Genomic DNA, 25025 nt, shown 5'->3' with positions numbered 1-25025 from the left:
TAACATGACAAAAGAAGAACAAGAAATCGTACAACTAATTTCAATTGCTGGTGAAAGCAAAGCCAAAGCTTTTGAAGCGTTGAAATGTGTGAAAACCAAAGATTTTGATTTGGCAAAGGACCTGATTGCGGAGTCTCGCAACTTAGATTTAGAAGCGCATAATATTCAAACGGATTTAATTACTCGTGAGTTGAATGAGGATGTTGAATCATCAAATGTTGGATTGCTGATGGTCCACGCACAAGATCACTACATGACGAGTCAATTAGCACGGGATTTAATCGAAACATTGATTTCGGTATTGCAATAATAAAATAAAACGATAAAGGGGAAAAAGATTATGAAAATTTTACTATGCTGCGCTGGAGGATTCTCTACCAATATGTTGATGCAAAATATGCGAAAAGTAGTTCAACAAAGCGAAAAATTAAACGAGGCGGATTTTGATTTTACTGCGATCCCAGCAGATTCGATTGAAAGCCAAATAGACGGCTGGGATATTGTTTTAGTCGGACCGCAAATCACTCACAAAATTGATTTCATTAAATCAATAATAGAACCGAGAGATATTCCCTATGCGGTGATCGATAAAGATGTTTATGGACAAATGGATGGGGCAACAGTAATGAAGCTTGCTTTAGTCACGCATAAAAAACATCAATTGGCTAAACAGGCCATTTAAACAAAATAGAAAAGAAATGCTCGTTTAACTTCATACAGAAATTAGAAATAGATACATTAATATGAACTAGGATGTCAGTTCCACTTTTCGCAGAATCATAAAACTTAAGGCTTTAGTGGAATGATATACGTGGAGAAAAACAAACCTATTTTTCTTGGAAAAATAGATACATTAATATGAACTAGGAGGAATACCATGTTCGCAAAATTCGAGGCTTTTATGAATCGTTTCTTCGTCCCGCTGGCGCACAAAGTTGATAATCAACGACATTTGAGTGCTATCAAAGCCGGGATGGTTGCTATGACACCATTTACTATTTTAGGAAGTTTCTTTGCTATCTTGCCGGCGTTGCCAAACATGTTGGGAGAATCCAACGCGTTTAGTCAGTTTATTCTTAATAATGCGGAATTATTTAATCTCCCGGTAACTTTATCGACAGGCTTGATCGGTCTCTATGCCTGTGCGGCGATTTCGTATAATCTAGGAAATCATTACAAATTATATATTCCCGGTGCTGTGACGCTATCACTTTTTGGTTTCTTGTTTATGACAGCGACCTTTGATAAAAATGGAATGCTGGATATTACTAATTTTGGTGCTAAAGGATTGTTTACATCAATGTTTGTCGCCTTGATCACCGTAGAATTATACAACTTCTGTAAAAAACACAATATGACGATTCGAATGCCAGATGGCGTTCCCGATTTTGTTTCGAAATCGTTTGAATTGATTCCAGTAACATTGATCGTCGGTGGAACCTTTATCATTGGGCGCTTTGCGTTGATGCAAACGGCTGGAGAATTGCCGCCAACAATCTTGACGCGCTTCTTGTCACCGCTGGTTGGTTCGATGGACAATCCTTGGTCCGTATTGGCGCTGAATTTCTGTATCTGTCTGATCTTCTTCTTTGGGATTCATTCGTCAGTATTCAGTCCGATCACGCGTCCAATCATGGTAGCTTTTATTGCAGAAAATATCTCAGCTTTCCAAGCAGGTCAACCGATTCCGCATTTCTATACAGCGGGCGCTTCAAGTGCATTCTTCGGATTTACTGGCTGTGGCATTTCGATCGGCTGTATCGTGGCTTGTTTGTTTTCAAAATCAAAACGGTATCGTCAAATTGGAAAGGTCTCTTTATTCCCAGCCTTGTTTGGGATCAATGAACCAATCTTGTTTGGTGCACCAATCATTTTAAATCCGTTGATGTTCGTTCCACATGTGTTTGGCGGAGCGATCATCGGAACCTTGCCGATGTTCTTCATGCATTGGGGCTGGTTGAACAAACCAATCTTTGATCCGCCGTATGTGGGTATCTTCTTGGAGGGCTTCCTGACGAATGGGGATTGGCGAACGATCCTAGTCAATGCTTTGCAGCTGGTTCTTGCAGTAGCTATTTATGTACCGTTCTTCAAGATTATGGAACGCAACGAGTTGAAAGATGAAGCGAAGAAAAAGGAAAAGAAAACGATCTTCGACCAAGGCGATACGGATATCCTGGATGGCTTGGATCTCGATTTCTAAAATTGGAGTGTGTCAGATGAGAATTGAAAAATTACAGCAACTTTTAAACGAGTCGGGTAAGGACGCAATCATCATCAAAAATCGCGAGAACAAAAAATACTTTGGTTCATTAGGAGGCAGTGGCATCTATTTAGTTGTCACGCCTTCTTCTCAAGTTCAGTTTTTTGATGGGCGTTACCGCCAAGAGATAAAAGATTTAACAAACGGTTTTGAAAATGTTGAAGTACCGCAAGGCAGTTATCTGCCGAAAATTTTCGATTGGCTGAATCAACAGAAAATGACAGATTTGGCGATTGAACCAAATGGATTGTCGATTCAAGAATATCGTGCGTTGGCTGATTCGTTTGACGTTGAGATTTGGTCGAGCCAAATTCAAGAACTTCGTGCAATCAAATCACAGGAAGAAATCCAACTGATCCAAAATGCTTGTGTGGTCACGGATGAAATTTTCGCCGAACTCATTCCTGAAATTAAGGTTGGGATGCAGGAAAATGAGCTTGGAGCTTTGATCCATTATCTTTCATTGAAAAAGGGTGCTACCGCGATGGCATTTGATCCAATCGTTGCCAGTGGGCCGCGAAGCGCATTGCCTCATGGTCGTCCGACGCAGCGGGTGTTTACAGCAGGTGATTTTATTACGATTGATTTTGGGATCGTGCTGGATGACTATCAGTCGGACATGACTCGAACTGTTTCGTTAGGTGAAGCAACCCAAGAATTAAGAACGATCTATCAAGTAGTAAAAGAAGCCCAGCAAGCTGCTTCTGATTTTATTCGTGAAGGTGTAACGGGTCAAGAAGTTGATGCGGTGGCACGAAAGATTATTAGCGCAGCTGGTTACGGTGATTATTTTAGTCATGGCTTAGGACATGGGATCGGAATGGGCGGCGATGTGCCGATTTTGAATCCGAAGAGTCAAATGGTCTTAAAAGAACATATGGTGATGAGTGTTGAACCGGGAATTTATCTTCCGGGTGTCGGCGGTGTGCGAATTGAAGATGATGTCGTGATCCGAAATGGTATTGGGGTTCCGCTAAATCAAACCACAAAAGAACTGTTAACAGTAGGTGAATGCTATGTATAATTTGGATAAGGTTATCGACCGCAAACAGGGAAATGCGCGGAAGTGGAGCAATCAGGTGTTGAAAGAAAAATTTGGCTTGAATGAGGATGCGATCCCGATGGATTTAGCGGACATTGATTTTGAAGTCGCACCAGCGATCCAAAAAGCTTTGATGAAACGTGCGAGTATTGGGGGTTACAGCTATTCTTATGTGCCGGATGAGTTTTATGAGGCGGTGATTGATTGGAATCAACGTCGTTATGATACGTACATCGAAAAAGACTGGATTAAGCTGACCTTTGGAACAGTTTCAACATTGCATTATATTGTGCAAGCCTATACGGAAAAAGGCGAAGGGGTTTTGATCAATACGCCTGCGTATGATCCTTTTGCTGAGGCGGTCGAACATAATGAACGAAAATTATTTTGCAGTTCGCTGATCAATCGCGACAATCGCTACTATTTGGATTTTGAAGATATGGAGCGGCAGATGATAGAAAATGAAATCAAGCTGTTCATTTTCTGTAGTCCGCAGAATCCATCTGGTCGAATTTGGACGAAGGAAGAGCTTTTTCAATTAGCGGAATTATGTATTCGGCACAACGTTCTTTTGGTGTGTGATGAAATTCATCGTGACATTGTTTATAAAAATCAAACCTTTACTTCGATCTGGAACGCTCACCCAGAAATTTCACAGCATAGCGTGTTGTGTCTTTCTCCGAATAAAGGATTTAATTTAGGCGGATTAAAAACGTCGTATGTCGTGATTCCAAACCCGGCGATCAGAGAAACGTTGCTGCTGCAACTGCAAAAAAATTCGATTACTTCTCCGCATGTGTTTGCTGTACCTGCAATCGTGGCGGCTTATAACGAGAGTGAAGATTGGCTGGATGAGATGATTGATTATGTAGAAGGAAATATGCAGATCATTGATGATTTCTTTGCAGAAATTCCAGAGGCTAAAGTGATGCCGTCAGAATCTTCATTCTTAGCATGGATCGATGTGCGTGATTGGTTCAAGGATGAAGCAGAAATGCAGAGATTTTTCCGTCGGGCTAATTTGACAATGGTGGTCGGCAGCTACTTTGTCCAAGATGGCGAAGGATTTGTCCGTTTGAGTATCGGAATGCCAAGAGAGCTATTGCTAGAGGCTTTAAGTCGAATAAAAAAAGAATACAACAAGAGCGTCGAACTTGTTTAACTTTAAAAGTCAGACCACTTTTCGGAGTGTTCTGGCTTTCTTTTTATCCTCTACACTAGGGCATCTCAGCGTTCTGTGGTACATTGGTTCAGTGTGAAACTTTAGAGGAGGATTTATCCTATGCGAAATATTAAATTAACCATCGAATACGATGGCAAGCGTTACCTTGGCTGGCAGCGGCTGGGTGATTCAGAGAAAACGATCCAAGGGAAAATCGAAAGTGTGATCGAGCAGATGACTAATGAAAAAATCGAGATTATCGGTTCTGGTCGAACAGATGCCGGTGCACATGCGAAAGGTCAAGCAGCGAATTTCAAAACCAATTCAGAAATGGCACGAAATGAAATGCTGGCGTTCTTCAATCGCTATTTACCGGGTGATATCGTGGTGAAAAAAGTAGAAGAGATGCCTGAACGTTTCCACGCACGTTATAATGTGAAGGGCAAACAATACAGCTACTATGTTTGGAATGATCCAATTCCAACGGCCTTTGAACGGTATCATAGTTTTTACTTTCCGCAAACGTTGGATATGGACAAAATGACTGCGGCTTGTGAGAAACTGATTGGCAAGCATGATTTCGCTGGTTTTTCGGCATTGAAAAAAACGAAGAAATCAACGACTCGAACGATTGATGACATTTCAATCGAACGCGAAGGCAGCATGCTGCATTTTACTTTTGTCGGCGACGGCTTCCTGCATAAAATGGTTCGAATTCTGATGGGCACGATTTTAGAAATTGGTGCGGGAAAATTAGAGTTGATAGTAATCGACGAAATTTTTGAGACAAAGGTTCGGGAAAATGCTGGAGAAACAGTACCGGCGCATGGTCTGTTCCTAGATGAAGTGTATTATTAGATTGAATAAAGCTAGTTTTGAACGGAAAAACGTTCAGGGCTAGTTTTTTTATTTGTTCTTTCGATAGCCGAGAGCGTTTATAATAAAGTTATGGATACCGGAAAAGAAGCGGGGGATCGCAGATGAAACGAATGTTTTTAGTGTCGATGTTTCAAAATGTTTCGGGGCTGCTAAAATCGGTTGAGGACGTTAAAGGACAAACAGTCACCTATATTCCAATTGCCAGCAAAGTTGAAAAGCTGGGCTTTTTTGTCAGAATCGGAAAATGGGCTTTGCGTTTCAGCGGAATGAAGGTAGAGGAGCTGGATATTGGTAAAGTGACGTATGAACAGAGTAAAGCTACATTAGCCAAGAACGAGATCATTTATATAGCTGGTGGAAATACATTCTTCTTATTGCAAGAATTACGCAGAACAAGAACGGATCAGCTCATTATTGAAGAAGTAAGAAAAGGAAAACTTTACATTGGAGAATCTGCTGGAGCGATCGTAGTTTGTCCAGATATAGGTTACTCGGCTGTAATGGACGATCCAAAACAGGCGCCTGATTTGACGGATTATGCTGGTTTAGACCTGATTGATTTTTATGTCGTTCCACATTATCAAAGTCGAGAATTCAAAGACGCGGCGGATAAAATGGTTCAATCAAATGAAGACCAGAAAGAAACAGTGGCGATCAAGGATCATCAGGCAATCTGGATCAATGATGATGAACGTAAAATTTTAGGGGAATGAAACACAGTTATCATTTTTAAAGTTCTTAATACAATGAGCAATCATTCTTTTTTTAGTTTGCTTATAAAAGATTGTGTTGCTTTATGACTCGGGAGATGATAAAAACAAGCTAACGACTCTTTGGGGGAGAAAACTATGAGAATTGATACTATTTTTGAATGTCTGTATACCTTCCATCAGCAGAATGAATTAGCCTTAAGCCAATTAAAGGGTTGCACCGTAAAAGATATTTGCGAGGTGACCGACTATGCTCGGACTGCGGTCAGTGAAGATTTATCAAAATTAACCAATAAACATCAGGTCATCAAAGTTAAATCACGTCCAGTTTTATTTTTTGCTCGTTCGGCTTTAGAAAAAACTTTCTTTTTTTCTCCGCGGAAAGATGAATACGCTTCACTTGAAGAATTGGAAATAGAGATCCGCCAAGAGTTAGAGAAAAAGGAGCAGCAGAAGCAAGAGTTTCGAAACAATCCATTTTCCAAAGTAATCGGCTACGATGGCAGCCTGGCAGATAGTATTAAAAAGCTGAAGGCAGCAGTCTTGTATCCACCTAAAGGCTTGAATATTATGCTGACAGGTGAATCTGGAGTAGGAAAAACGTTATTGGCGGAACATTTACATGAATTTTTTGAAGCCAAAACAGCGCAGAAAGTTCCTTTTATTTATTTTAACTGTGCGGAGTATTTCAATAATCCAGAACTGCTGACCTCCCATTTATTCGGTTATAAAAAAGGAAGTTTTACTGGTGCGGATAACGATCATCAGGGATTGGTCGAATTGGCGGATGGGGGATTCTTCTTTTTAGATGAGGTTCATCGACTGACTAATGAGGGACAAGAAAAGCTATTTACGTTGCTGGATAAGGGCTATTTTACCCGAATGGGCGAGGCTGAAAAGCAGCGGCATGTTTCAATTAAATTCATTTTTGCCACAACAGAAGAATTGGAAAAAACGTTTCTAAAAACGTTTTTGCGACGAATACCGGTAAATTTACATATTCCCAGCTTGTCCGAACGGTCGATCAAAGAGAAAATCCAGCTGATCCTGACCTTTTTCATGGAAGAGAGTCAGGGAATTCAAAAGGATATTTCTATTTCTTATAATACCTTGAAATATCTCGTTTTCTCCAAGTACAAAGCGAATGTCGGTGAATTGAAGTCAGAGATCCAGTTTATTTGTGCGCAGGCGTATCTTGATGCGATCGACTACGAGATCCAAGAATTGAACATCGAGGTACCGTTGGGGATGCTGGACGAAAACACGGTGGATACGAAGGATATCGTTGTATTGAATGAGTATGTTCCTAGTCGAGGGATCAAAATCCAGCATGACTATTTTTATCCTCATGTGGAGCAGTTGCTACAGGTGAAGGACAAGCAGAATGATCGTTTTTATAATTTCTTGTTAAAGGAGTATGCCGATCTTAAGAATGTAAATATTTCATCCAAAGATGCGGTAGCCATGATGCAAAATAAACTGGACCAGCTCTACGATATGGATCTTTTCAATCAATCCTTTTCCGAAGATCACGATATAGACGAGCAGTTCTATGAACAAATAAATCAGATTATTCACTATATCGAACAGGAGTTGGGCATTCTTCTGCCTGAGAATTTGAAAGATGTTTTAGCTGCGCATATTTACTCTAGTGTATTTTATTCGGCACAGATAAATGAAGATTTTTTTGATCTGACGAAAAATATTTTCTCCGGCAAAATAGAAAATTATCAGCTTGCGGAGAAAATCGTGGATTACATTGAAGACTATTTTGCCTTGAAGCTGCCGAATACAGAAATCATTTTTTATGATTTGTTTATACGGAAAATAAAAGCAACGGATCGCCGCTATGAGTTAGATGAAAAATGCGGGATTGTTGTGGTCGCTCATGGAAGTGCAACGGCATCCAGCATGGTAGAGTATACGAATGTATTATTTTCGACGAGTTTAATGAACTCCGTTAATATGCCGATCAATCAGTCCGTGGAGGAAACCCTAGATAAGGTTCGACAAGTCGTACGAGATAATGGCTACAGCAAATTGATTTTGATGGTTGATATTGGTTCATTGGTTTATTTCGGTAATGTAATCAGTAAAGAATTTCAGATAGAAGTGCTATTGATCAGCAATATCAATTTGCTGACTTTACTGGAGGTGGCTCGCGAAGCCATTTATGAATCAACTAATTTTGAGTATCTTCTGCCGGTTCTAAAGGAGAAAAATCATAAGGCGCTCATTTGCCGTAGAGGGAATTTTGAGGATTCCAAGGTATTAGTTATTTCTTGCTTAACCGGTTTAGGAACAGCATTGAAAATTGAGAAACTATTGTTAAATACTTTCCCGCAAGAATTATTGACCAACGTCAGAATCATCACGCTTGAGAAAAAAGAATTGGAAAATCTTAGTCGACTGCTTTCCTTTGTTCACGAAGATGAGAAGTTAGTGGGTATTATTGGGACTGTGAAGACGGAGATTCCGGATATTCCTTTTGTTTCGTTGGATAATTTATTGTCTGATCAAGGAATTCGGCTGGTGTTCCAGATGTTAGGCTTCGATCTAGCCAAGGATGAAAATCAAGCGGTGCTAAAAAAAGTTTCAGCCAAATATATCCAAGGATTGTCGATCGAAGCAATTACAGATCTATTGAGTATTTTAAATCCCAAAAGTATCACGATCGAATTGTCCAAGATTTATTCGGATATTTGTATGCAGACTAAAAAGAAAAGTGATGAGAAACGGCTGCTGCGCTTCATCATTCATTGCGCATGTATGATCGAACGGCAAATCCAACATCCAGAATATGATCATACTTCCTATGAACTGTCATATCGTGAGCTGCCGGAGCTGGCATCTGTCATCAAAATGGCCTTCCGACCGATCGAAGTGTCATATAATGTCATCATTCCGCCGTTGGAAGTGAAATATATTTATGAATTGTTGTTTGAGGTCAACGTGTAAACCGCGAAGAATAGCCCTTTTTTAAAGGGCTATTTTTTTGGCACAGCACTTGCTTTATAGAAAGGTGAAAACAATGTAAGGAGTGAGGGTATGGAAAAAGAACCGATTTTAATCTTGACTCATAATGGATGGGGAAGAGAGCTTTTAAAAAGTGTTCAAATGATTGTTGGGGAGATTCACAATGTTTATGAAGTTGCTTTGAATGCGGAAGATTCGTTGCCTGAGTACTTAGAACGAGTCAAGGCACAAATTGACCAACTAAAATGGAACGATAAATTATTGATCTTAACGGATATCAAGGGCGGAACACCCAGTAATGTCGCATTACGTTTATCAAAAGATTATGAAGTCGTAGCGATATCGGGATTATGTGCTTCGATGTTGCTGGAAGCAGTAATGAAACAAGGCGTCGGAGGATTTACACGAGAAACAGCAAAAGAAATTCATGCGGCCGTCATCGACAGCTGCCAAGTATTGGAATTACCAATAAAAAAGTAAAGGATGAGGAAAATGTCAAAAATCGTATTAGCTAGAGTAGATAGTCGCTTGATCCATGGTCAAGTTGTTACTAAGTGGCTGCAGCAATCCGCGGCCAATGAAATTATCGTAGTAAGTGATGAGCTGGAGCAGGATGAATTTTTGCAAAGTATTTACTTGATGGCGGCGCCTCCCGGTGTGGAAGTCATTATCAAAGGAACCGAATCAGTCAAAGCCTATTGGGAAAATGAAGCGGCGGCTAAAAATAGTAAAGTGCTGTTTCTAGTACCAGATTTAACAACGCTGCGGGAAATGGTCGAAGCGGGAGTTGTCAAAGAAGCGATTCAAGTTGGCGGACTTGGCGGTGGTCCCAGTCGTAAAAACGTAGTAAAAAATATTAATCTATCCGAAGATGACGTCGAGATTTTAGAAGGACTCTTAGCGAAAAATATGGAGGTTTATTTCCAAGCCATCCCAGAAGAAACACCAGTCCCAATTCATAAATTGATTGAAAAGTATAAGACATTATAAAAATAAATACAATAAAAAGAAAAAGGATGTCAGTCTAACTTTTAGCAGTCTGTTTAGTACGAACTGAAATTGAAATTATTCAATCAAAGACAAAAGAAGAACAGTTTAGTTAGATGATATACGGCTTGAAAATCAAACTTATTTTTCTGCAGGAAAAATAAATACATTAAAAAGAAAAAGGATGTCAGTCTAACTTTTGGCAGTCAGTCTAGTAAGAACTGGAAATGAAGTTATTGAACCAAAACAAAAGAAGAACAGTTTAGTTAGATGATATACGGCTTGAAAATCAAACTTATTTTTCTGCAGGAAAAATAAATACATTAAAAAGAAAAAGGAGTGTTTGAATTATGGGTGTTCTAGGTATTTCAATCGTGATGGGGTTGTACTATTGGTTTGCTCGGCTGCGTTTTGGTTATACTTTCTCGGGAATGCTGTCTCAACCGTTATCTGCGGCATTGGTTGCAGGGATTGCGACGGGCAAATTATCAGAAGCAATGGTGATCGGTGCGGGGATTCAGTTGGTTTATTTAGGAGTAACGTCTACACCAGGCGGGAATGTCCCTAGTGATCCAGCGCTGGCTTCAGCTATTGCGATTCCAATCGCTTTGGGTGTCGGCATGAATGCAGAAGCAGCGATTGCTTTAGCTGTTCCATTCGGTGTATTAGGCGTATTTATGGATCAACTACGCCGGACAGTCAATGCGACTTGGGTTCATATGGCAGACAACTATGCGGAGGATTTAAATTATTCAGGGATTTATCGTGCAGCTTTTCTTTATCCAGCAATTGCAGGTTTTGTTATTCGCTTTCCGCTAGTCTTTGCTGCGAACTTCTTTGGTCAATCGATCGTCAATCAAGTTTTGGATGTGATTCCAGAATGGTTGATGCATGGCTTTGAAGTAATGGGCGGCATCTTACCAGCACTTGGATTTGCTTTAACGATCATGGTGATTGGCAAGAAGCATTTGATTCCTTATTTCCTAATTGGTTTTGTGGCTGTTGTTTACTTTGGGGCAGAAGTTATGGCCGTAGCAATTATTGGTATTTGTGTAGCATTCTTGGTTAGAAACAAGGCGTTAGAAGAGGAGGCAGCGTAATGGAACAAATGACAGAAAAAAATGAACAGCAATTGGAACAAAAGAAAATTACCAAAAAAGAATTGTCTCGCTCGTTTTGGATCTATCAATTAGGGTGTGAATTATCCAATTCCTATGAACGATTACAGAGTTTGGTCTTTTGTGCTTCAATGATTCCAGCTGTAAAGAAATTGTATGCAGATGATGAAGAGGCACAGCGAGAAGCATTGAAACGTCATTTGAATTTCTTTAATACGGAAGGAACGATCGGCTCCTCTATCCAAGGGATCGTTATTGCGATGGAAGAAGAAAAATCGAACGGCGCGGCGATTACCGATACAGCGATCACTTCGATTAAGACTGGTTTGATGGGACCGTTGGCAGGAATTGGTGATTCGATCATTTGGGCAGCAGTTATGCCGTTGATCATTTCCATCTTTATTCCAATGGCTTCTAATGGGAATGCGATCGGCGGGGTTGGTCCGATTGTGATTTATACAGCCGTTACAATGTATATCAGCTGGCTCTTGATTAATAAATCGTATACGTTAGGTCGTAACTCTATTTTAAGTTTGTTGAAGGACGGGAAAATCAAGCAAGTGATCTATGCTGCGAATGTTCTTGGGATGATGATGATGGGTGCTTTGAGTGCGAGTTATGTAAATATCACCAGCCCAATGAAATTCAAAGTTCCAGGTGGCGCTACGATTATTTTACAGGATATTTTTGATCAGATCGTGAAGGGATTACTGCCGTTAGCTGCGGTATTTGCCATCTACTTCTTCATGGTCAAAAAAGGACCGAGATATGGGATCATTATTGGAACGATTGTTGTAATCAGTATTGTCGCGTCATTCTTTGGATTATTATAAAAATTATTGAAGGTGTAAAAATGATCAGCTATGAAAAATTTGGTTTAAAGGAAGTCATCAATGCTTCCGGACGGATGACGATTTTAGGTGTTTCCAAAGTATCGAAAAATGTATTGGCTGCCCAACGTTTTGGCGGGGAACATTTTTTTGAGATGAGCGACTTGATGATTCAAACAGGTAAATATCTCGCCGAATTATTGCAAACGGAAGACGCACAAATCGTTTCTTCTGCTTCGGCGGGAATTGCGCAATCCGTTGCGGCTGTGATTGGGGAAGGGAGTCTGTATCATGCCTACCATCCCTATACGAATAGAATAGCCAAAAGAGAGATTGTCATTCCTAAAGGGCACAATGTTGATTATGGCACACCGGTAGAAGTTATGATCCAGCAAGGCGGCGGCCGAGTCGTCGAGACTGGTTACGCTAATATGTGTTCAGCGGAGCATCTTGAGTTGATGATAACACCAGAAACAGCGGCGATTCTATATGTAAAAAGTCATCATACCGTTCAAAAAAGTATGTTGAGTGTTGAAGATGCAGTGAAAGTAGCTAAGAAGTACAAGCTGCCATTGATCATCGATGCAGCGGCAGAAGAAGATCTGTTTCATTATACGCAAGCAGGTGCGGATTTGGTTATCTATTCTGGAGCAAAAGCGATCGAAGGACCTAGTGCTGGATTGGTTATCGGCAAAAAGCAATATGTAGAGTGGACTAGGCTGCAAAGTAAAGGCATCGGCCGCGCAATGAAAATTGGCAAAGACAATGTTTTAGGCTTTACGCAGGCAGTGGCGGATTATTTAGCTCTTGGAAGCGAGTCTGGCGAAATGATGCAGCAGCGATTGGATCCACTCATAGCAAGTGTGAATCAAATTGCCGGCTTAGAAGCGAAAATCGTACAAGATGGTGCTGGCAGAGATATTTACCGAGCAAGTGTGAAAATTACTGGAGAAAAAAGTGCGCAGACGGTCATTACTGAACTGAAAGCAGAAAATCCCGCCATTTATACGCGTGAGTACCAAGCGAATAATGGCATCGTTGAATTTGATGTTCGTTCAGTCAATGAACAGGAACTAGAAAAAATTGTTCGGCGTCTGCAAGAAATTATGAAATAGAGGAGAGACGGTATGTCATTAACACCAAGCTATTTAGAAAATCGGATCTGTTTGAATGTGTTAGCAAACTCAGTTGAAAATGCCAAAGAATGTTACGAGGCGGCTGAAGGACATGTTGTGTTAGGAGTATTATCGAAAAAGTACGCGACGGATGCAGCAGCAATCGCAGATATGAAACGGTATCAAGCGGCAACAAATAATGCCTTATCCGTCGGCTTAGGAGCGGGCGATCCGAATCAAAGTCAAATGGTTTCGCGGATTTCAGCTATTTTACAACCGCAGCATGTCAATCAAGTTTTTACCGGAGTGGGGAATTCGCGCGCACTTTTAGGACAGAATGAAACAATTATCAACGGGTTAGTTTCACCGACTGGAAAAGTCGGGTATGTCAATATTGCGACTGGGCCATTAAGTTCGTCGGCACCAGAAGCAATCGTACCGATTGAGACAGCCATCAAGCTGCTGCAAGATATGGGAGGTAGTTCGGTGAAGTATTTTCCTATGAAGGGTCTGGCACATAAAGCAGAATACCAGGCTGTGGCGGAAGCATGTGCGAAGTATGATTTCTATTTAGAGCCGACTGGCGGAATTGATTTAGCTAATTTTGAAGAGATCGTTCAAATCGCTGTCGATGCGGGAGTCAAAAAGGTCATTCCGCATGTATATAGCTCGATCATTGATGCGGAGACAGGGGATACAAAAACAGAAGATGTTAAAACATTGTTGGGGATAATGAAGAAAATATTGAATTAGCATACAATAAAAAAAAGAGTTTGAGCAGTCAATTGCTCAAACTCTTTTTTTGTTTTAGCTTCTTAATCCACGACCGCGGTCGATCAAATACCAGCAGACGCTGTAAAGAACGACGATGAATAATACTAAAATAGACATCGAAACAACGATCGATACATCCATCACACCAAGGAAGCCGTAACGGAAACCAGAGATCATATAAACGATCGGATTGATTTTTGAGACGCCTTGCCAAAATGGCGGCAGCATAGAGATAGCATAGAAAACACCGCCGAGATAAGTTAAGGGTTGTAAAACAAAGGTCGGAACGATCGAGACATCATCGAATGATTGGGCGAAAATCCCGTTCAGTAAACCGGCTAAAGAAAATAAAATAGCGGTCATTAACAAGGTGATGACAACGATAAACCATGAGTACACATGCAGTGGAACGAAAAATAGTGAGATGATCGTCACTAATGTTCCAACTAAGACGCTGCGGCCGACACCGCCAATTACGAAGCCCCAAATAATGATGTGCGTTGGGACGGGAGCGACTAAGATCTCTTCGATATTTTTTTGGAATTTTTGCGAGAAAAACGAAGAGGAGACATTCGCATAAGAACTTGTGATGGCTGACATCATGATCAGCCCAGGCACGATAAATTCCATATAAGAAAAGCCGGCCATATCACCGATTCGTCCGCCGATTAAGTTTCCAAAGATAACAAAATATAAAGAAGTAGTGATAACTGGCGGGACTAAGGTTTGAACCCAAATGCGCATATAGCGATTGGTTTCTTTGACCGCCAGACTTTTAAGCGCGGTAAAATATAGATTAAACATGTTTTTCCTCCGTGATTTTTAGGAACAGTTCTTCTAAGCGGTTGGATTTATTTCGCATGGAAAGCACTTTGATTCCTTGATTCGTTAGCTGTTCGAATAGTTCATTGATTCCTTGATCGCGAACAACTTCGACTTCCAGCGTTTGCTCATCTGTAAAAGTATGGGCAAAGCCAGTGATGTCTGGTTCCTTATCAAAGGGCTCTAAGTCAAAAATAAATGTTTCAAATTGCAGCTTCGCCAATAGAGACTTCATACTAGTATTTTCGATTAATTCGCCCGATTGAATGATGCCGATGTTGCGGCAAAGCATTTCAGCTTCTTCCAAATAGTGGGTCGTTAAGATAATCGTCGTGCCATTCGCGTTCAATTCTCTTAAAAATTTCCACATTTCGCGGCGTAATTCGATATCGACTCCAGCCGTTGGTTCATCTAAGATCAGCAGGCGTGGCTCATGCATCAAGGCTCGAGCAATCATCAAGCGCCGTTTCATACCGCCGGAAAGCATCCGCGCTCTTACATCACGTTTCTCCCACAAGTCGGATTGTTTTAAGTATTTTTCGCTGCGGACTAATGCTTCTTTTCGCGGCACGCCGTAGTAGCCAGCTTGGTTGACGACGATTTGTTGGACCGTTTCAAACGGGTTGAAATTGAATTCCTGCGGCACCAATCCAATTTGCTGTTTGGCCATCACTAGTTCTTTGTCCAAGTCATAGCCGAAAACTTTTACGTTGCCGGAGGTTTTGTTAACAAGCGAAGTGATGATCCCAATAGTGGTAGATTTTCCAGCACCGTTTGGTCCTAAAAGGGCATAAAAATCACCTTCTTCAACAGATAGATCAATGCCTTTTAAAGCTTCGACACCAGTAGCATATACCTTTTTTAAATCGTTTATTTCGAGTGCGTAGGTCATTTAAGATGTTCTCCTCGTTCTTATTTATTTATACATTCGTTTTGCACGTTCCATTATCGTATTGAAATAACAATAGAACGTGTAAACGGTCAGCCTTATTTAGTGTGATTCCCCTATTTTATCATTCATTTTCATGAGCACAACTGGAAAAGCCTATTATTCCCCGATTCTTTTTTGTAAATAACTCTCGACAGACGTGCCTTTTAATAAGTAGAGCTGTTTAGCGTGACTCGCTGGACACATTTGTTAGAATGAGAATAAGAAGCGGAGGGGAAATCATGTATTTAGAAAAGTTGAAATACTTCATTGATCTGGTTCAAACAGGCAGCTTTACGAAAGCGGGCAAAAAGAATTTTGTCTCTCAAGTAAGTATTACCCAGCAGATTCATTTTTTAGAAGAATATTTTGGCTGTCAATTAGTCGACCGCTCGACAATTCCCGTAAAGCCGACGGATGCTGGAAAAATATTGTATCAAGAAGCACTTCATTTGGTGCAGCAATACGATCGTTTGACTCAGCGGATGTCTGATTATAAAGAGCAGCAGAATCGTATTCGAATCGAATATACCTCCATCATGGATATCCAATTGTTTTCCCAGATCATTCAGGAGCAGCAGATTGAACAGGAAAATATTTTATTAGATGTGGAAAAGGTACCATTAAAGGGAGTCGCAGAAAATCTTAGGAACCAGCGCTATGATCTGGCGATTAGTTTTGACTCGGAATTTTTTGAAGAGGAGCAGATCAGCACATTGCCTTTATATTATGGAAATTATTGTGCAGTCGTTGGTAAAGAGCACCCGTTTTTTGAAAAAGAGATGCTTTCAATGGAAGAGCTGTATAGCCAACCGATTATTATGCTGTCACCGGAGACTATCGGTAAATCCTACTATTTGATGTTGGAGAATGCTTTGAAGGATGGCTACGCCCCTAATATCGCGAAGGTGACCGATGATGTCGAGACCGAAATCTTTATGATTCAAAATAGCAAGTTGGTCGGTTTCTTCCCAGAAAATTATCCGGGAATTGCGGATGATATGGATTTGAAGGCTTTACCGATCAAAGAGTCGCATCACCAATTTGAAATTGTATTGGCGTATTTAAACACCGAGCAGAATTCAACGGTGCAGCGATTACTGGAATTGTTAAAGTAGGCACCAATAAGTTTTGCTTATGGGCTATTAAATAGATGTATTGGAACTTGATCAATAAATCACATATGATTAACTTATCAAAGATGAGGAGGTTTCATTCAATGAATAAGTTAATTTTGACTGGCGTAGATGGGAACTTAGGCGGACAAGCGGCTGAGTATCTATTAACGATAGCGGAAAAAGAACGTTTAGTTTTTTGCGGGTACGATGCAGCATCCTTAGAAAAGTTTTCTGCTCGCGGTGTTGAAACCCGCGAAACCAATTTCAATCATTTAGATGGTTTAGCTGAAAAATTTGCTGGCGGCGAAACAGTGGCACTGATCTCTATGCCATTCGTTGGAGAGAGACGGCAAAGAGCACATAAGAATGTCGTTGATGCGGCCAAAGCAGCCGGAGTAAAGAAAATCATTTATACATCGTTAGTTAATGCGGCAGATCCAAGTAATCCCAGCATTGAAAAAATTGACCATGCGTATACCGAAAAATACATTGAAGCAAGCGGACTTGACTATATTTTCTTACGCAATTCCCAATATGCAGAAGCGATGGTCACTAATTACTTCACCTATGTTAAAGGCGACGGTGTCCTAACTAACAGTCAAGGTGACGGGAAAATGGCCTATATCTCAAGAAAAGATTGTGCCAAAGCAGTCGCCTATGCATTGATCAATGAAACCTTGCATCACAAGATTTTGAATATCAATGGGAAAGACTTGATGACGATCAGCGAGTTTGTTGCTATCGGAAATGAAGTAACCAATAACCATGTGACTTATAAAGAAATATCAGACGAAGAAAACTATGCTGTATTCGATGCGATGGGCGTGCCTCGAACAACCGAAGGCAAATTCAAAGACGATTCGGAAGCACCGTTCTCTTCCGAGGGAATGGTCACCTTTGCGCAGGCTATCCGTGAAAATAAAATGGCTGAACATACGAATGACTTTAAAGAATTGACTGGGGATCTGCCAGTCTCTGTCCGCTACATGTTTGAACACGCCGAAGAATTTCAAATCGGCGAAAGACATTCAAAAGATGTTTAACTAGTAAAACGAGTACCTCCGGTGTGATTGCCGTGAGGTATTTTTTATTTACGCATATTCTAACTACCCCTTTTCGATGGTAAGATTACTTTATAAATAAAGTAGATTGTGAGGGTCAGCTGGTGGGAGTTATCGGGGTTTATGGAATTGTTTTCGGGATTGTTGGGCTCTTTTTTCTGTTCTATTTTTATTATGTGTATCGGCGAAATCAAAAAATCAAAGCTCAGATCAGAGCTGAGTATGGGAAAGTACCGGAGTGGAAACTGGATGGACGGGATTATGCCAGTATGAAAAAGTACTATCATCAAAAGCAGTTTGAAGGAGCAGTGCTTGATGATATTACCTGGACAGATTTGAATATGGACGAGATTTTCAAACAGGTGAAAAATACACAGTCCAGTATTGGCGACGAATATAGTTATTATTTTATTAGAAGACAGAAAAATCCAGATTTGCAGCATTTTGAAGAAGCTGTCCAAAGTATGGATGAAAAGGCCGAAGCGCGTGAACGGCTGCAGTTTGCCTTTTATCGAATTGGGCGCAAAACAAATAATCAATTGATTGATTTACTCGTAGATCCAAGCAAGTTTCCTAAAATATCGATGCTGCTGATTTTTTTAGCGACGATCATAAGTATTGGAAGTCTAATCTGGCTGGCAATTGATATTGATTATGGAATTTTAGCTGTTTGTCTTAGTTTTTGTTTAGGCATGATTCTATTTTCTATCGTATTGCGAAAAATTTATCAGGCTTTTGAAGCGCTGGGAATGTTTACCCGGATGGTTCGCGCGGCAAAATTAATGGTAAAACTAGATCCTCCTGTTTTTGAGAAAGAAACGGAGCTGATGCGTAAAAATCTTAATGTGTTTAAGAATATTACCGCCTTAGCCGACTACATCATTCAAGTTTCTGGATCTTCGAACAGTTTAATGATGATCATCACTTCTTATTTTTCTTTGTATGGGTATGCTTATTTTGCGATGGTCAAGCTGTTTCGAAAATATCGAAGTGAAGCGCTGGAACTGTATGAAACTATCGGGTATGTCGAACTGTGCATTGCGATTGCTTCTTATCGAAACAGTCTGACGTATTATTGCCAGCCTGATTTTACTGATCAGAATCAAATCGAGTTTGAAGAAATCATTCATCCGTTGTTAAAAAAAGCTGTCCCAAATACGCACCGTATGGATAATAAAATTTTGATCACGGGTTCAAATGCAAGCGGCAAGTCGACTTTTGCTCGAACTTTGGCAGTCAATGCCGTTTTGGGACAGCTTTTCAATACTTGTCTGGCAAAAAGATATTCTTTTAAGCCCTGTGCTATTTATAGTTCCATGAATCTTAAGGATGATATCGTTACAGGTGACAGCTTTTATATGGCGGAGATAAAATCACTGAAGCGTTTGTTAAAAATAGCAGAATCGACCGAATATGCCATGATTTTATGGATGAAATGTTTAAGGGCACCAATATGATCGAACGAATAGCTGCAGCATCAATTATCCTGAAAAAATTTGCCGCTTTAAATTGTTTCATTTGTTTAGCGACACATGACGTTGAATTAAGTCGAATTTTAGGCGATCGTTATGAAAACTATCATTTTCGCGAAGTGATTACAGCGGAGGATATTCTATTCGATTTTACGCTGCGTGAAGGTGTGACAACCGGCAGTAACGCCATCAAACTATTGGCTTATTGTCACTACGATCAGGAAATTGTGTCTCAAGCTGAGGCATACGCCGAAAAATATCGGGCTTCCGGAGAATGGAAAATTCTATAGAAATACTAAAGCCGTATCCAATAAAAGGATACGGCTTTTTTTGTTTTTAAAAACAGTTTATTTTCAAAGAACTATTATTTATTTTTAAGCAAACTACATAATTATCTTTACATCGTCAAGATAATTAAAAATTAATTTGAATAGAAATATATTCATCAACATAATAAATGTTTTAAGAGTTTATTCTTAAATTTAATCAAAAAAGAATGTTTTTATGACTTAATTTTAACCTCTTATTCTGTTCTGACGCATCTTGTTCCAAAAATATTGTCTTACAAAAATAGTAGAAATATAATAAAAATGATTCTAAAATGATTTTCTGTATTTATTTTCGTAAGCCGTAAAATTGAATATTCCTATTAATGAATAATCAAAATCATTTTATTGTTAATGGCTTTGAAATGGATGCATTAGGAGATGGAGTGGGGGGAGTGCTGATCGAAGGATTTAAAAAGCTATAAATGAAAGGAGGGTAATATGAATAAGTTCAAAAAACATTGGTGGTCGCTTCTTTCAGTCTTGCTGATTGTGTTATCCAGTTTTCCGCTTCAAACAATTGCTGAAAATTTATCAAGTTCAGAGGAATGCCGCGTCAATAATATGCAGCTAACGACGCTTGAGGGAAAAGCACTTCCGCAAGAAAATGATCCAAAGGCTTCAATTGTGGCACAGTTTGATTTAGTAGTTCCTGAAAATAAGAAGACGACATTCGGACTTCCTGCAGAAATTATAGCGAATAATCAAGAACTGTATCACCAAAACGAGACCATCGTTTCGATTGAAGAAAATCAGTTAAAGATTGTGAATGACAGCGACCAGCCAGCTTCACTTGAAGGAGTGAATTTTGAATTTAAATTGGCTGAGCCGGCACGTTCGCTAGCTGAGGTAACGTTGAACTTTTTCAATGAGTTTGAGTTCAAGCTGAACAATAAACAGACAACTGCAGCAAAAGACGCAGCAAGTAAAAAAAGTTCAACTGAGAGCGGAAAACAGTCGAAGGGGTCAAATGGTGAGATCACACCTTTTGCGGCCACTGATAAAACTAGTGCAATCGATGATATGAAGTTGAATGATATTTATATCAAGAACGGAAGTAATCCGCCAGCCTACATTGTGAAGAATGGCGTAAAACAAAATCCGCAACCGACCGTAAAAGTTGGAGACGGTGTGTACTTTGATTACACCTTTTCCGTTCCGTCGGCCGCAAACTTAAAAGAAGGCGACTATATTTATATTGCTTTGCCGGAAGAATATTTCACCTTTTCTAGTGTGAGTAATTCGGTCCCATTCTATGAGAATTCTGGTGAAAAGATTGGGGATATGACGTTAGAAACGATTTCAGGAAAGAAATTTTTGAAAATCACTTTTAACGACGCGGTCGAAACAAATTGGAACGGTCTGCAAGATTGCTTTGCTACTGCTTATGGAACGGCCAATTTGGAAAGCAGCGGCGGATCTACGGGAAATACCGAAACAGGGCGTTTTCCAATCGAGATCGAACCTAAACCATCGGAGTCGGTTTCCGATACACCGATCGGTGATCAAAAAACGTTCACAAAAAACGGCTCTGCTACGAACAATAGTAATGAAGTCTATTGGAATATGCCGCTGATGATGGACAACTACAAAAAGGCTCTTGAAGGCGACACACCTGCGTTGTACAAAAAAGTCGTCCTAAAAGACCAGCTTGATCCATCGCTAACATTATCCAATTATGGTATTTACATGAATATCTATGCGGTGAATGACGATGGGAAAATGACAAAAGATCCCATCGGACAAATGCAGATGATGGGCCAAGACAATGCGCCAAGCACGATGCCTTTAAAATTGCTGGAACAAGGTGATTCTGAATCTGATAGTGATTTTGAAGCACGAATTGAAAGTCATAATTATCCTTGCTATGGGGTAACATCAGGCAATAAATTAATTATGAATTTTAAGGATCTGCCGAATCTGACCAATGATAAAAGCAACGGCCTGCTTTTATTTGGTAATGGGACAAAAGATGCGAAAGAGCGGATTTGGGATATTATCCAAGCAGCGGTCGATCAAGGGAAAATGACTGCTTCACGTGGAGATAAGACCAAAGAAGCTTACGAAAAATATTTTAGCCATGATAGTGGAGACACTTATGATAATTATCCATTTAACTTGGTTACGCGAATTTATGCGCGAACTACTTTAGGGGAAGGCTCAATCATCGAAAACAAAGCGACACTATACTGGGAGACCAATACGGCCGGTGAAGATAGTGAAATCAGTAAAGTCACTGTCAGCAACTGGGGCGGCGGTGCAACCCGCGTACCGCCAACCACGTTCCGTTTGAAAAAAATGGATAAGGATACTCAAGTGGCGCTAAAAGATGTTGAGTTTGAGCTAAAGAAAGAAACACCCGCTGGTTCAAATACGTATGTCACAATTTCAGGCGGAAAAAAGAAAACGGATAGTAACGGAGTCTTGCTCTATGAGAACTTGACCGATGGAAAATATTGTTTGGTCGAGTTGAATAATCCTGATCCACACTACACAGACAAGCTGGAGATCATTCCACCAGATGGGATTAATGAAGCAGGGAAATATTACTTCACGATCAACAAGAATGCGGAAGAAGGCGTTGCAGTCAGTGCCTACAATCATTTGGCCAAAGGGAAAATTACTTTGATCAAAAAAGATGAAGATACCGGTGAGAAATTGAACGGTGCCAAGTTCACCTTGCGTAAGAAAAACGGGGACGAGCTGGTAACTCCGCGAGTCGTATTGGAAACAGGCAAAAATTATCTTTATCAATACAATACAACAGACAAGAAATACGAGTTGGTAGAAGACACTGGATCAACGGGGCAAAAAGGAAAAATCACCGTATCAGGTCTGCCGATCGCAGAGTATTATTTCCAAGAAGAAGCAGCGCCAGATGGCTATTTGTACGACGACAACGGAAAATCTGATCCTGCAGAAATTACCGCGGACGGGGACACGGTCAGTGTAACAAGAGAAAACCGGCAAAAAGTCGGAAAACTAAAATTGACCAAGAAAAATCCGGATGGTGAAAAATTAGATGGTGCGGAATTTGAGCTCTATTTGGTTAATCCAGATAGTTCAGAAAGCAAATTGGGCACGAAATTTATTACTGGTAAGGATTATGAGTATAAGTACAATACCACCAATAAGAAATATGAGTTTATCGAAAGCTCAGGGACTAAAGGGGAAATCAATATTACCGGATTGCCTTTAGGAAAGTACTACATGCTAGAAACGAAAGCACCAGATGGTCACAAAATTGTCGGTGACGGCAAAACAACAGTCGGTGAAATTGCTGATGAGGGCTTAACGATTACTTATGAAGCTGTCAATGAGCGAGCTGAAGGCGGCGTGACACTGGAGAAAAAGGATGCCACGAATGATAAGAATTTGAAAGGCGCGAAGTTTAAAGTAGCCACGGACAACGCGGGAATTACTTGGTTTGCTCCCGAAGAATTGGAAGTTGGCGATGGAACAGCTGCCAAAGGAACCTATAAAGCAGTCAAAACGGGTGCCAATTGGAGTTTCCAACTAGAAAACGTCGTGACACCTGCCGGAAAATTAGTGATTACTGGTATGCCGGAAGGGGATTACTATTTCGTAGAGACCCAAGCGCCAACGGGTTATGTAAAACCTTCAACAACAGTCAAGTTCACGATCACTGGCGGACAATTGGCAGCTGTCAATGTGGTAACAGTCAAAAATGATCCCAAAGGAACCCTGCCAGAAACAGGTGGCAATGGTCATTCGTTGATTTTCGCTTCAGCCGCCGCTTCTTTCTTAATTATTATCATCTATTTTGCGCTCGAACAATTTAAGCAAAAAAAGGTGGGTGATGGACGATGAAAATGAAGCATCTTCTTTCCTTGCTGCTGGTGTGTATGGTCGGCATTTTCTGGACACAGACAGCTGACGCCGCAGGAGCAGAAACGCAAGTCCATCTCCATAAACGTTTGTTTGTGAATCAAGAAGCGCCTAGTCAAATCAATCAAGGTGGAGAAGTAGGAAATGCCGCTTTGCTGAAAGATTCTTATGGAGTTAATGATTCGACCTTTGCGATCTTTGAGGTTGGCGAGTATCTTCGGCGTTTGAACCCCAATTTGGATCAAGCGAAGGAAATGCTTGCCGATGAGGCAACCGTTTTACGCAGTGAGCTGGAGATTTTGGCAACGCCTGGACATGCGGAACTTACAGCCATGCAAGATCGCTATCAAGGCATTAAGTTTGTTCAAACGAAAAAGACTGCCACTGGCAGTTTTAATGATAGCACTGGCAATATGGTGACTGAAGACGGTTTGCTGACGGTTTCTTTAAAAGCGGATAAGCAGCAAATCTATCTCATTGCTGAGTTAGACAGCGGTGACAGTTTACCAGTTGATCAAGCTGGGTTGTCCAATTATCTGGTTTTGGATAGTGGACTGTTCACAGCAGGAACAACGCACGTCTATACCAAAAATAAAGGCTATGTTCGTGAGCCTTACTTCGTCAAAATGGCAAAAGAAAGTGACGGGTCCACGAGACCATTAGCTGGTGCCAGCTTTGTTTTATCGAAGAATGAGAATGGTGAAAAATTCTATTTGAGAACTACGGCAGGTTCAGTCAGCGATTGGCTTTCCGAAAAAGAGATCAGCGATTCACCCTTAAAAGATTCACGTGTGAAAAAAATGGTTTCTGATCAGGAAGGTATCGTTAGAACCAATCTAGGACTAAAAAGCGGCAGATATCTCTTTGAAGAGGTCGCCACTGCAGAGGGGTATGAAATTTCTGAGCAGGCGCGTCAAATAACGGTCGAGATTCCTAAAGATCAGCGGCAACTGATTTTGATCAATGGGACCGAAGTAGGGGCATTGACGCAAAAAGACAAATTACCAGTCGTATATAACCAACGCGTAGCAGGAAAGAAAAACTTCCAAAAAGTCGATGAAAAATCCGGCGAGGCGTTAAAAGATGCGAACTTTGTCGTCTCAAATAAAGACACGCATTATCTAACGAAACAAAAACAATGGGTCACAGCTGACTATGGCAATACGCATCCAGAGGAGTTATTGCTTTTGACTTCCAATGACCAGGGAATTTTTGAGTTAGCCGACATGGAATACGGCAGCTATTCCTTATTAGAAGTTAAGGCACCAGAAGGCTACTTTTTACCAGAAAATCATTTTATTGATTTTGAGATTAATGAAGCCAGCGGCGGAACCAAAGAACCGCTGAAAATCGTTAATAAAAAAGGTGAAAATAGAGAATTGCCGACTACTCGTACAAGTGAACAGATTGCTTATCATCTGCCTAGTCGACGGTTGCCGCAAACTGGGATGAAACATTCGATGTATCTGCTAGTTATCGGTTTCATCTGTGTGCTCGCAGTAATGGTTATAAGAAAAAGAATAAGAATCTAACTTATGAATGAAAAAGGATGCCAGTCCAACTTTTCCCAGTTCATATTATACAAAAGCAACA

22 protein-coding genes are annotated in these 25025 nt (G+C 40.5%); 20 read left to right on the top strand and 2 right to left on the bottom strand.

Features of this window, described 5'->3' with window-relative positions; genetic code table 11:
• Positions 1–4: 4 nt before the first annotated feature.
• The 14 genes from I585_RS07615 (at position 5) to dagF (ending at position 13835) form a co-directional block, all read left to right on the top strand.
• The gene (locus I585_RS07615) at positions 5–310 is read left to right on the top strand and encodes a PTS sugar transporter subunit IIA (RefSeq protein ID WP_010742964.1); all 306 of its coding nucleotides are present in this window, start codon (positions 5–7) and stop codon (positions 308–310) included.
• A 30-nt stretch (positions 311–340) separates the two neighbouring features.
• The gene (locus I585_RS07610; RefSeq protein WP_010742965.1) at positions 341–682 is read left to right on the top strand and encodes a PTS sugar transporter subunit IIB; all 342 of its coding nucleotides are present in this window, start codon (positions 341–343) and stop codon (positions 680–682) included.
• 195 nt (positions 683–877) lie between these two features.
• On the top strand, positions 878–2203 hold the full coding sequence (locus I585_RS07605) for a PTS sugar transporter subunit IIC (RefSeq protein ID WP_010742966.1): 1326 nt from the start codon (positions 878–880) through the stop codon (positions 2201–2203).
• A 16-nt stretch (positions 2204–2219) separates the two neighbouring features.
• Positions 2220–3287, top strand: a complete 1068-nt coding sequence (locus I585_RS07600) for a M24 family metallopeptidase (protein WP_010742967.1) — start codon at positions 2220–2222, stop codon at positions 3285–3287.
• Positions 3280–4467, top strand: coding sequence for a MalY/PatB family protein (locus I585_RS07595; protein ID WP_010742968.1), 1188 nt, complete (start codon positions 3280–3282; stop codon positions 4465–4467). Before I585_RS07600 ends, I585_RS07595 begins: the two co-directional genes overlap by 8 nt.
• 120 nt (positions 4468–4587) lie before the next feature.
• A complete protein-coding gene (gene truA, locus I585_RS07590) occupies positions 4588–5325 on the top strand; it encodes a tRNA pseudouridine(38-40) synthase TruA (protein WP_010742969.1) in 738 nt (245 codons plus the stop codon).
• A 122-nt stretch (positions 5326–5447) separates the two neighbouring features.
• Positions 5448–6059 carry a Type 1 glutamine amidotransferase-like domain-containing protein gene (locus I585_RS07585; RefSeq protein ID WP_010742970.1) on the top strand — a complete coding sequence of 204 codons (612 nt, stop codon included), beginning with the start codon at positions 5448–5450 and terminating at the stop codon, positions 6057–6059.
• A gap of 135 nt (positions 6060–6194) precedes the next feature.
• Positions 6195–9014, top strand: a complete 2820-nt coding sequence (locus tag I585_RS07580; RefSeq protein WP_010742971.1) for a sigma 54-interacting transcriptional regulator — start codon at positions 6195–6197, stop codon at positions 9012–9014.
• Between the two features lie 90 nt (positions 9015–9104).
• Entirely contained in the window at positions 9105–9512 is a 408-nt protein-coding gene (locus tag I585_RS07575; protein ID WP_010742972.1) for a PTS sugar transporter subunit IIA, read from the top strand.
• 12 nt (positions 9513–9524) lie between these two features.
• Positions 9525–10022: a PTS sugar transporter subunit IIB gene (locus I585_RS07570; protein WP_010742973.1), complete on the top strand. Its 498-nt coding sequence runs from the start codon at positions 9525–9527 to the stop codon at positions 10020–10022.
• A gap of 347 nt (positions 10023–10369) precedes the next feature.
• The gene (locus I585_RS07565) at positions 10370–11119 is read left to right on the top strand and encodes a PTS mannose/fructose/sorbose/N-acetylgalactosamine transporter subunit IIC (RefSeq protein WP_010742974.1); all 750 of its coding nucleotides are present in this window, start codon (positions 10370–10372) and stop codon (positions 11117–11119) included.
• Complete coding sequence (locus I585_RS07560; protein ID WP_010742975.1) at positions 11119–11970, top strand: PTS system mannose/fructose/sorbose family transporter subunit IID; 852 nt, start codon at positions 11119–11121, stop codon at positions 11968–11970. Before I585_RS07565 ends, I585_RS07560 begins: the two co-directional genes overlap by 1 nt.
• Positions 11971–11990: 20 nt before the next feature.
• On the top strand, positions 11991–13082 hold the full coding sequence (locus I585_RS07555) for a DgaE family pyridoxal phosphate-dependent ammonia lyase (RefSeq protein WP_010742976.1): 1092 nt from the start codon (positions 11991–11993) through the stop codon (positions 13080–13082).
• 12 nt (positions 13083–13094) lie between these two features.
• Entirely contained in the window at positions 13095–13835 is a 741-nt protein-coding gene (gene dagF / locus I585_RS07550; RefSeq protein WP_010742977.1) for a 2-dehydro-3-deoxy-phosphogluconate aldolase, read from the top strand.
• 54 nt (positions 13836–13889) lie between these two features.
• On the opposite strand, the gene I585_RS07545 is transcribed toward dagF, so the two are convergent.
• A complete protein-coding gene (locus I585_RS07545; RefSeq protein ID WP_010742978.1) occupies positions 13890–14660 on the bottom strand; it encodes an ABC transporter permease in 771 nt (256 codons plus the stop codon).
• A complete protein-coding gene (locus I585_RS07540) occupies positions 14653–15570 on the bottom strand; it encodes an ABC transporter ATP-binding protein (protein ID WP_010742979.1) in 918 nt (305 codons plus the stop codon). The genes I585_RS07545 and I585_RS07540 overlap by 8 nt, the downstream gene beginning before the upstream one ends.
• Before the next feature lie 278 nt (positions 15571–15848).
• On the opposite strand from I585_RS07540, the gene I585_RS07535 reads away from it, so the two are divergent.
• The 6 genes from I585_RS07535 to I585_RS07515 all read left to right on the top strand — a co-directional run bounded on the left by I585_RS07535 (position 15849) and on the right by I585_RS07515 (position 24964).
• Positions 15849–16724: a LysR family transcriptional regulator gene (locus I585_RS07535; protein WP_010742980.1), complete on the top strand. Its 876-nt coding sequence runs from the start codon at positions 15849–15851 to the stop codon at positions 16722–16724.
• Positions 16725–16825: 101 nt separating this feature from the next.
• Entirely contained in the window at positions 16826–17767 is a 942-nt protein-coding gene (locus tag I585_RS07530) for an NAD(P)H-binding protein (RefSeq protein ID WP_010742981.1), read from the top strand.
• Between the two features lie 122 nt (positions 17768–17889).
• Complete coding sequence (locus tag I585_RS23830) at positions 17890–19242, top strand: MutS-related protein (protein ID WP_010742982.1); 1353 nt, start codon at positions 17890–17892, stop codon at positions 19240–19242.
• Positions 19239–19547, top strand: a complete 309-nt coding sequence (locus I585_RS23825) for a P-loop NTPase family protein (protein WP_010742983.1) — start codon at positions 19239–19241, stop codon at positions 19545–19547. The genes I585_RS23830 and I585_RS23825 overlap by 4 nt, the downstream gene beginning before the upstream one ends.
• Positions 19548–20024: 477 nt before the next feature.
• On the top strand, positions 20025–23414 hold the full coding sequence (locus I585_RS07520; RefSeq protein ID WP_010742984.1) for a SpaA isopeptide-forming pilin-related protein: 3390 nt from the start codon (positions 20025–20027) through the stop codon (positions 23412–23414).
• A complete protein-coding gene (locus I585_RS07515) occupies positions 23411–24964 on the top strand; it encodes a SpaA isopeptide-forming pilin-related protein (protein WP_010742985.1) in 1554 nt (517 codons plus the stop codon). Before I585_RS07520 ends, I585_RS07515 begins: the two co-directional genes overlap by 4 nt.
• Positions 24965–25025: the final 61 nt, after the last annotated feature.

This window comes from Enterococcus malodoratus ATCC 43197, assembly GCF_000407185.1.
Taxonomy (GTDB): Bacteria; Bacillota; Bacilli; order Lactobacillales; family Enterococcaceae; genus Enterococcus_A; species Enterococcus_A malodoratus.
Note: the sequence above shows the minus strand (reverse complement) of the source record. Positions and strands in the feature narration are given on the sequence as shown.

What these genes read in the sequence shown, in the direction of transcription:
- I585_RS07615 (WP_010742964.1), top strand. Translation starts at nt 5, where the DNA reads ATGACAAAAGAAGAACAAGAAATCGTACAACTAATTTCAATTGCTGGT.
- I585_RS07610 (WP_010742965.1), top strand. Translation starts at nt 341, where the DNA reads ATGAAAATTTTACTATGCTGCGCTGGAGGATTCTCTACCAATATGTTG.
- I585_RS07605 (WP_010742966.1), top strand. Translation starts at nt 878, where the DNA reads ATGTTCGCAAAATTCGAGGCTTTTATGAATCGTTTCTTCGTCCCGCTG.
- I585_RS07600 (WP_010742967.1), top strand. Translation starts at nt 2,220, where the DNA reads ATGAGAATTGAAAAATTACAGCAACTTTTAAACGAGTCGGGTAAGGAC.
- I585_RS07595 (WP_010742968.1), top strand. Translation starts at nt 3,280, where the DNA reads ATGTATAATTTGGATAAGGTTATCGACCGCAAACAGGGAAATGCGCGG.
- truA (WP_010742969.1), top strand. Translation starts at nt 4,588, where the DNA reads ATGCGAAATATTAAATTAACCATCGAATACGATGGCAAGCGTTACCTT.
- I585_RS07585 (WP_010742970.1), top strand. Translation starts at nt 5,448, where the DNA reads ATGAAACGAATGTTTTTAGTGTCGATGTTTCAAAATGTTTCGGGGCTG.
- I585_RS07580 (WP_010742971.1), top strand. Translation starts at nt 6,195, where the DNA reads ATGAGAATTGATACTATTTTTGAATGTCTGTATACCTTCCATCAGCAG.
- I585_RS07575 (WP_010742972.1), top strand. Translation starts at nt 9,105, where the DNA reads ATGGAAAAAGAACCGATTTTAATCTTGACTCATAATGGATGGGGAAGA.
- I585_RS07570 (WP_010742973.1), top strand. Translation starts at nt 9,525, where the DNA reads ATGTCAAAAATCGTATTAGCTAGAGTAGATAGTCGCTTGATCCATGGT.
- I585_RS07565 (WP_010742974.1), top strand. Translation starts at nt 10,370, where the DNA reads ATGGGTGTTCTAGGTATTTCAATCGTGATGGGGTTGTACTATTGGTTT.
- I585_RS07560 (WP_010742975.1), top strand. Translation starts at nt 11,119, where the DNA reads ATGGAACAAATGACAGAAAAAAATGAACAGCAATTGGAACAAAAGAAA.
- I585_RS07555 (WP_010742976.1), top strand. Translation starts at nt 11,991, where the DNA reads ATGATCAGCTATGAAAAATTTGGTTTAAAGGAAGTCATCAATGCTTCC.
- dagF (WP_010742977.1), top strand. Translation starts at nt 13,095, where the DNA reads ATGTCATTAACACCAAGCTATTTAGAAAATCGGATCTGTTTGAATGTG.
- I585_RS07545 (WP_010742978.1), bottom strand. Translation starts at nt 14,660, where the DNA reads ATGTTTAATCTATATTTTACCGCGCTTAAAAGTCTGGCGGTCAAAGAA.
- I585_RS07540 (WP_010742979.1), bottom strand. Translation starts at nt 15,570, where the DNA reads ATGACCTACGCACTCGAAATAAACGATTTAAAAAAGGTATATGCTACT.
- I585_RS07535 (WP_010742980.1), top strand. Translation starts at nt 15,849, where the DNA reads ATGTATTTAGAAAAGTTGAAATACTTCATTGATCTGGTTCAAACAGGC.
- I585_RS07530 (WP_010742981.1), top strand. Translation starts at nt 16,826, where the DNA reads ATGAATAAGTTAATTTTGACTGGCGTAGATGGGAACTTAGGCGGACAA.
- I585_RS23825 (WP_010742983.1), top strand. Translation starts at nt 19,239, where the DNA reads ATGATCGAACGAATAGCTGCAGCATCAATTATCCTGAAAAAATTTGCC.
- I585_RS07520 (WP_010742984.1), top strand. Translation starts at nt 20,025, where the DNA reads ATGAATAAGTTCAAAAAACATTGGTGGTCGCTTCTTTCAGTCTTGCTG.
- I585_RS07515 (WP_010742985.1), top strand. Translation starts at nt 23,411, where the DNA reads ATGAAAATGAAGCATCTTCTTTCCTTGCTGCTGGTGTGTATGGTCGGC.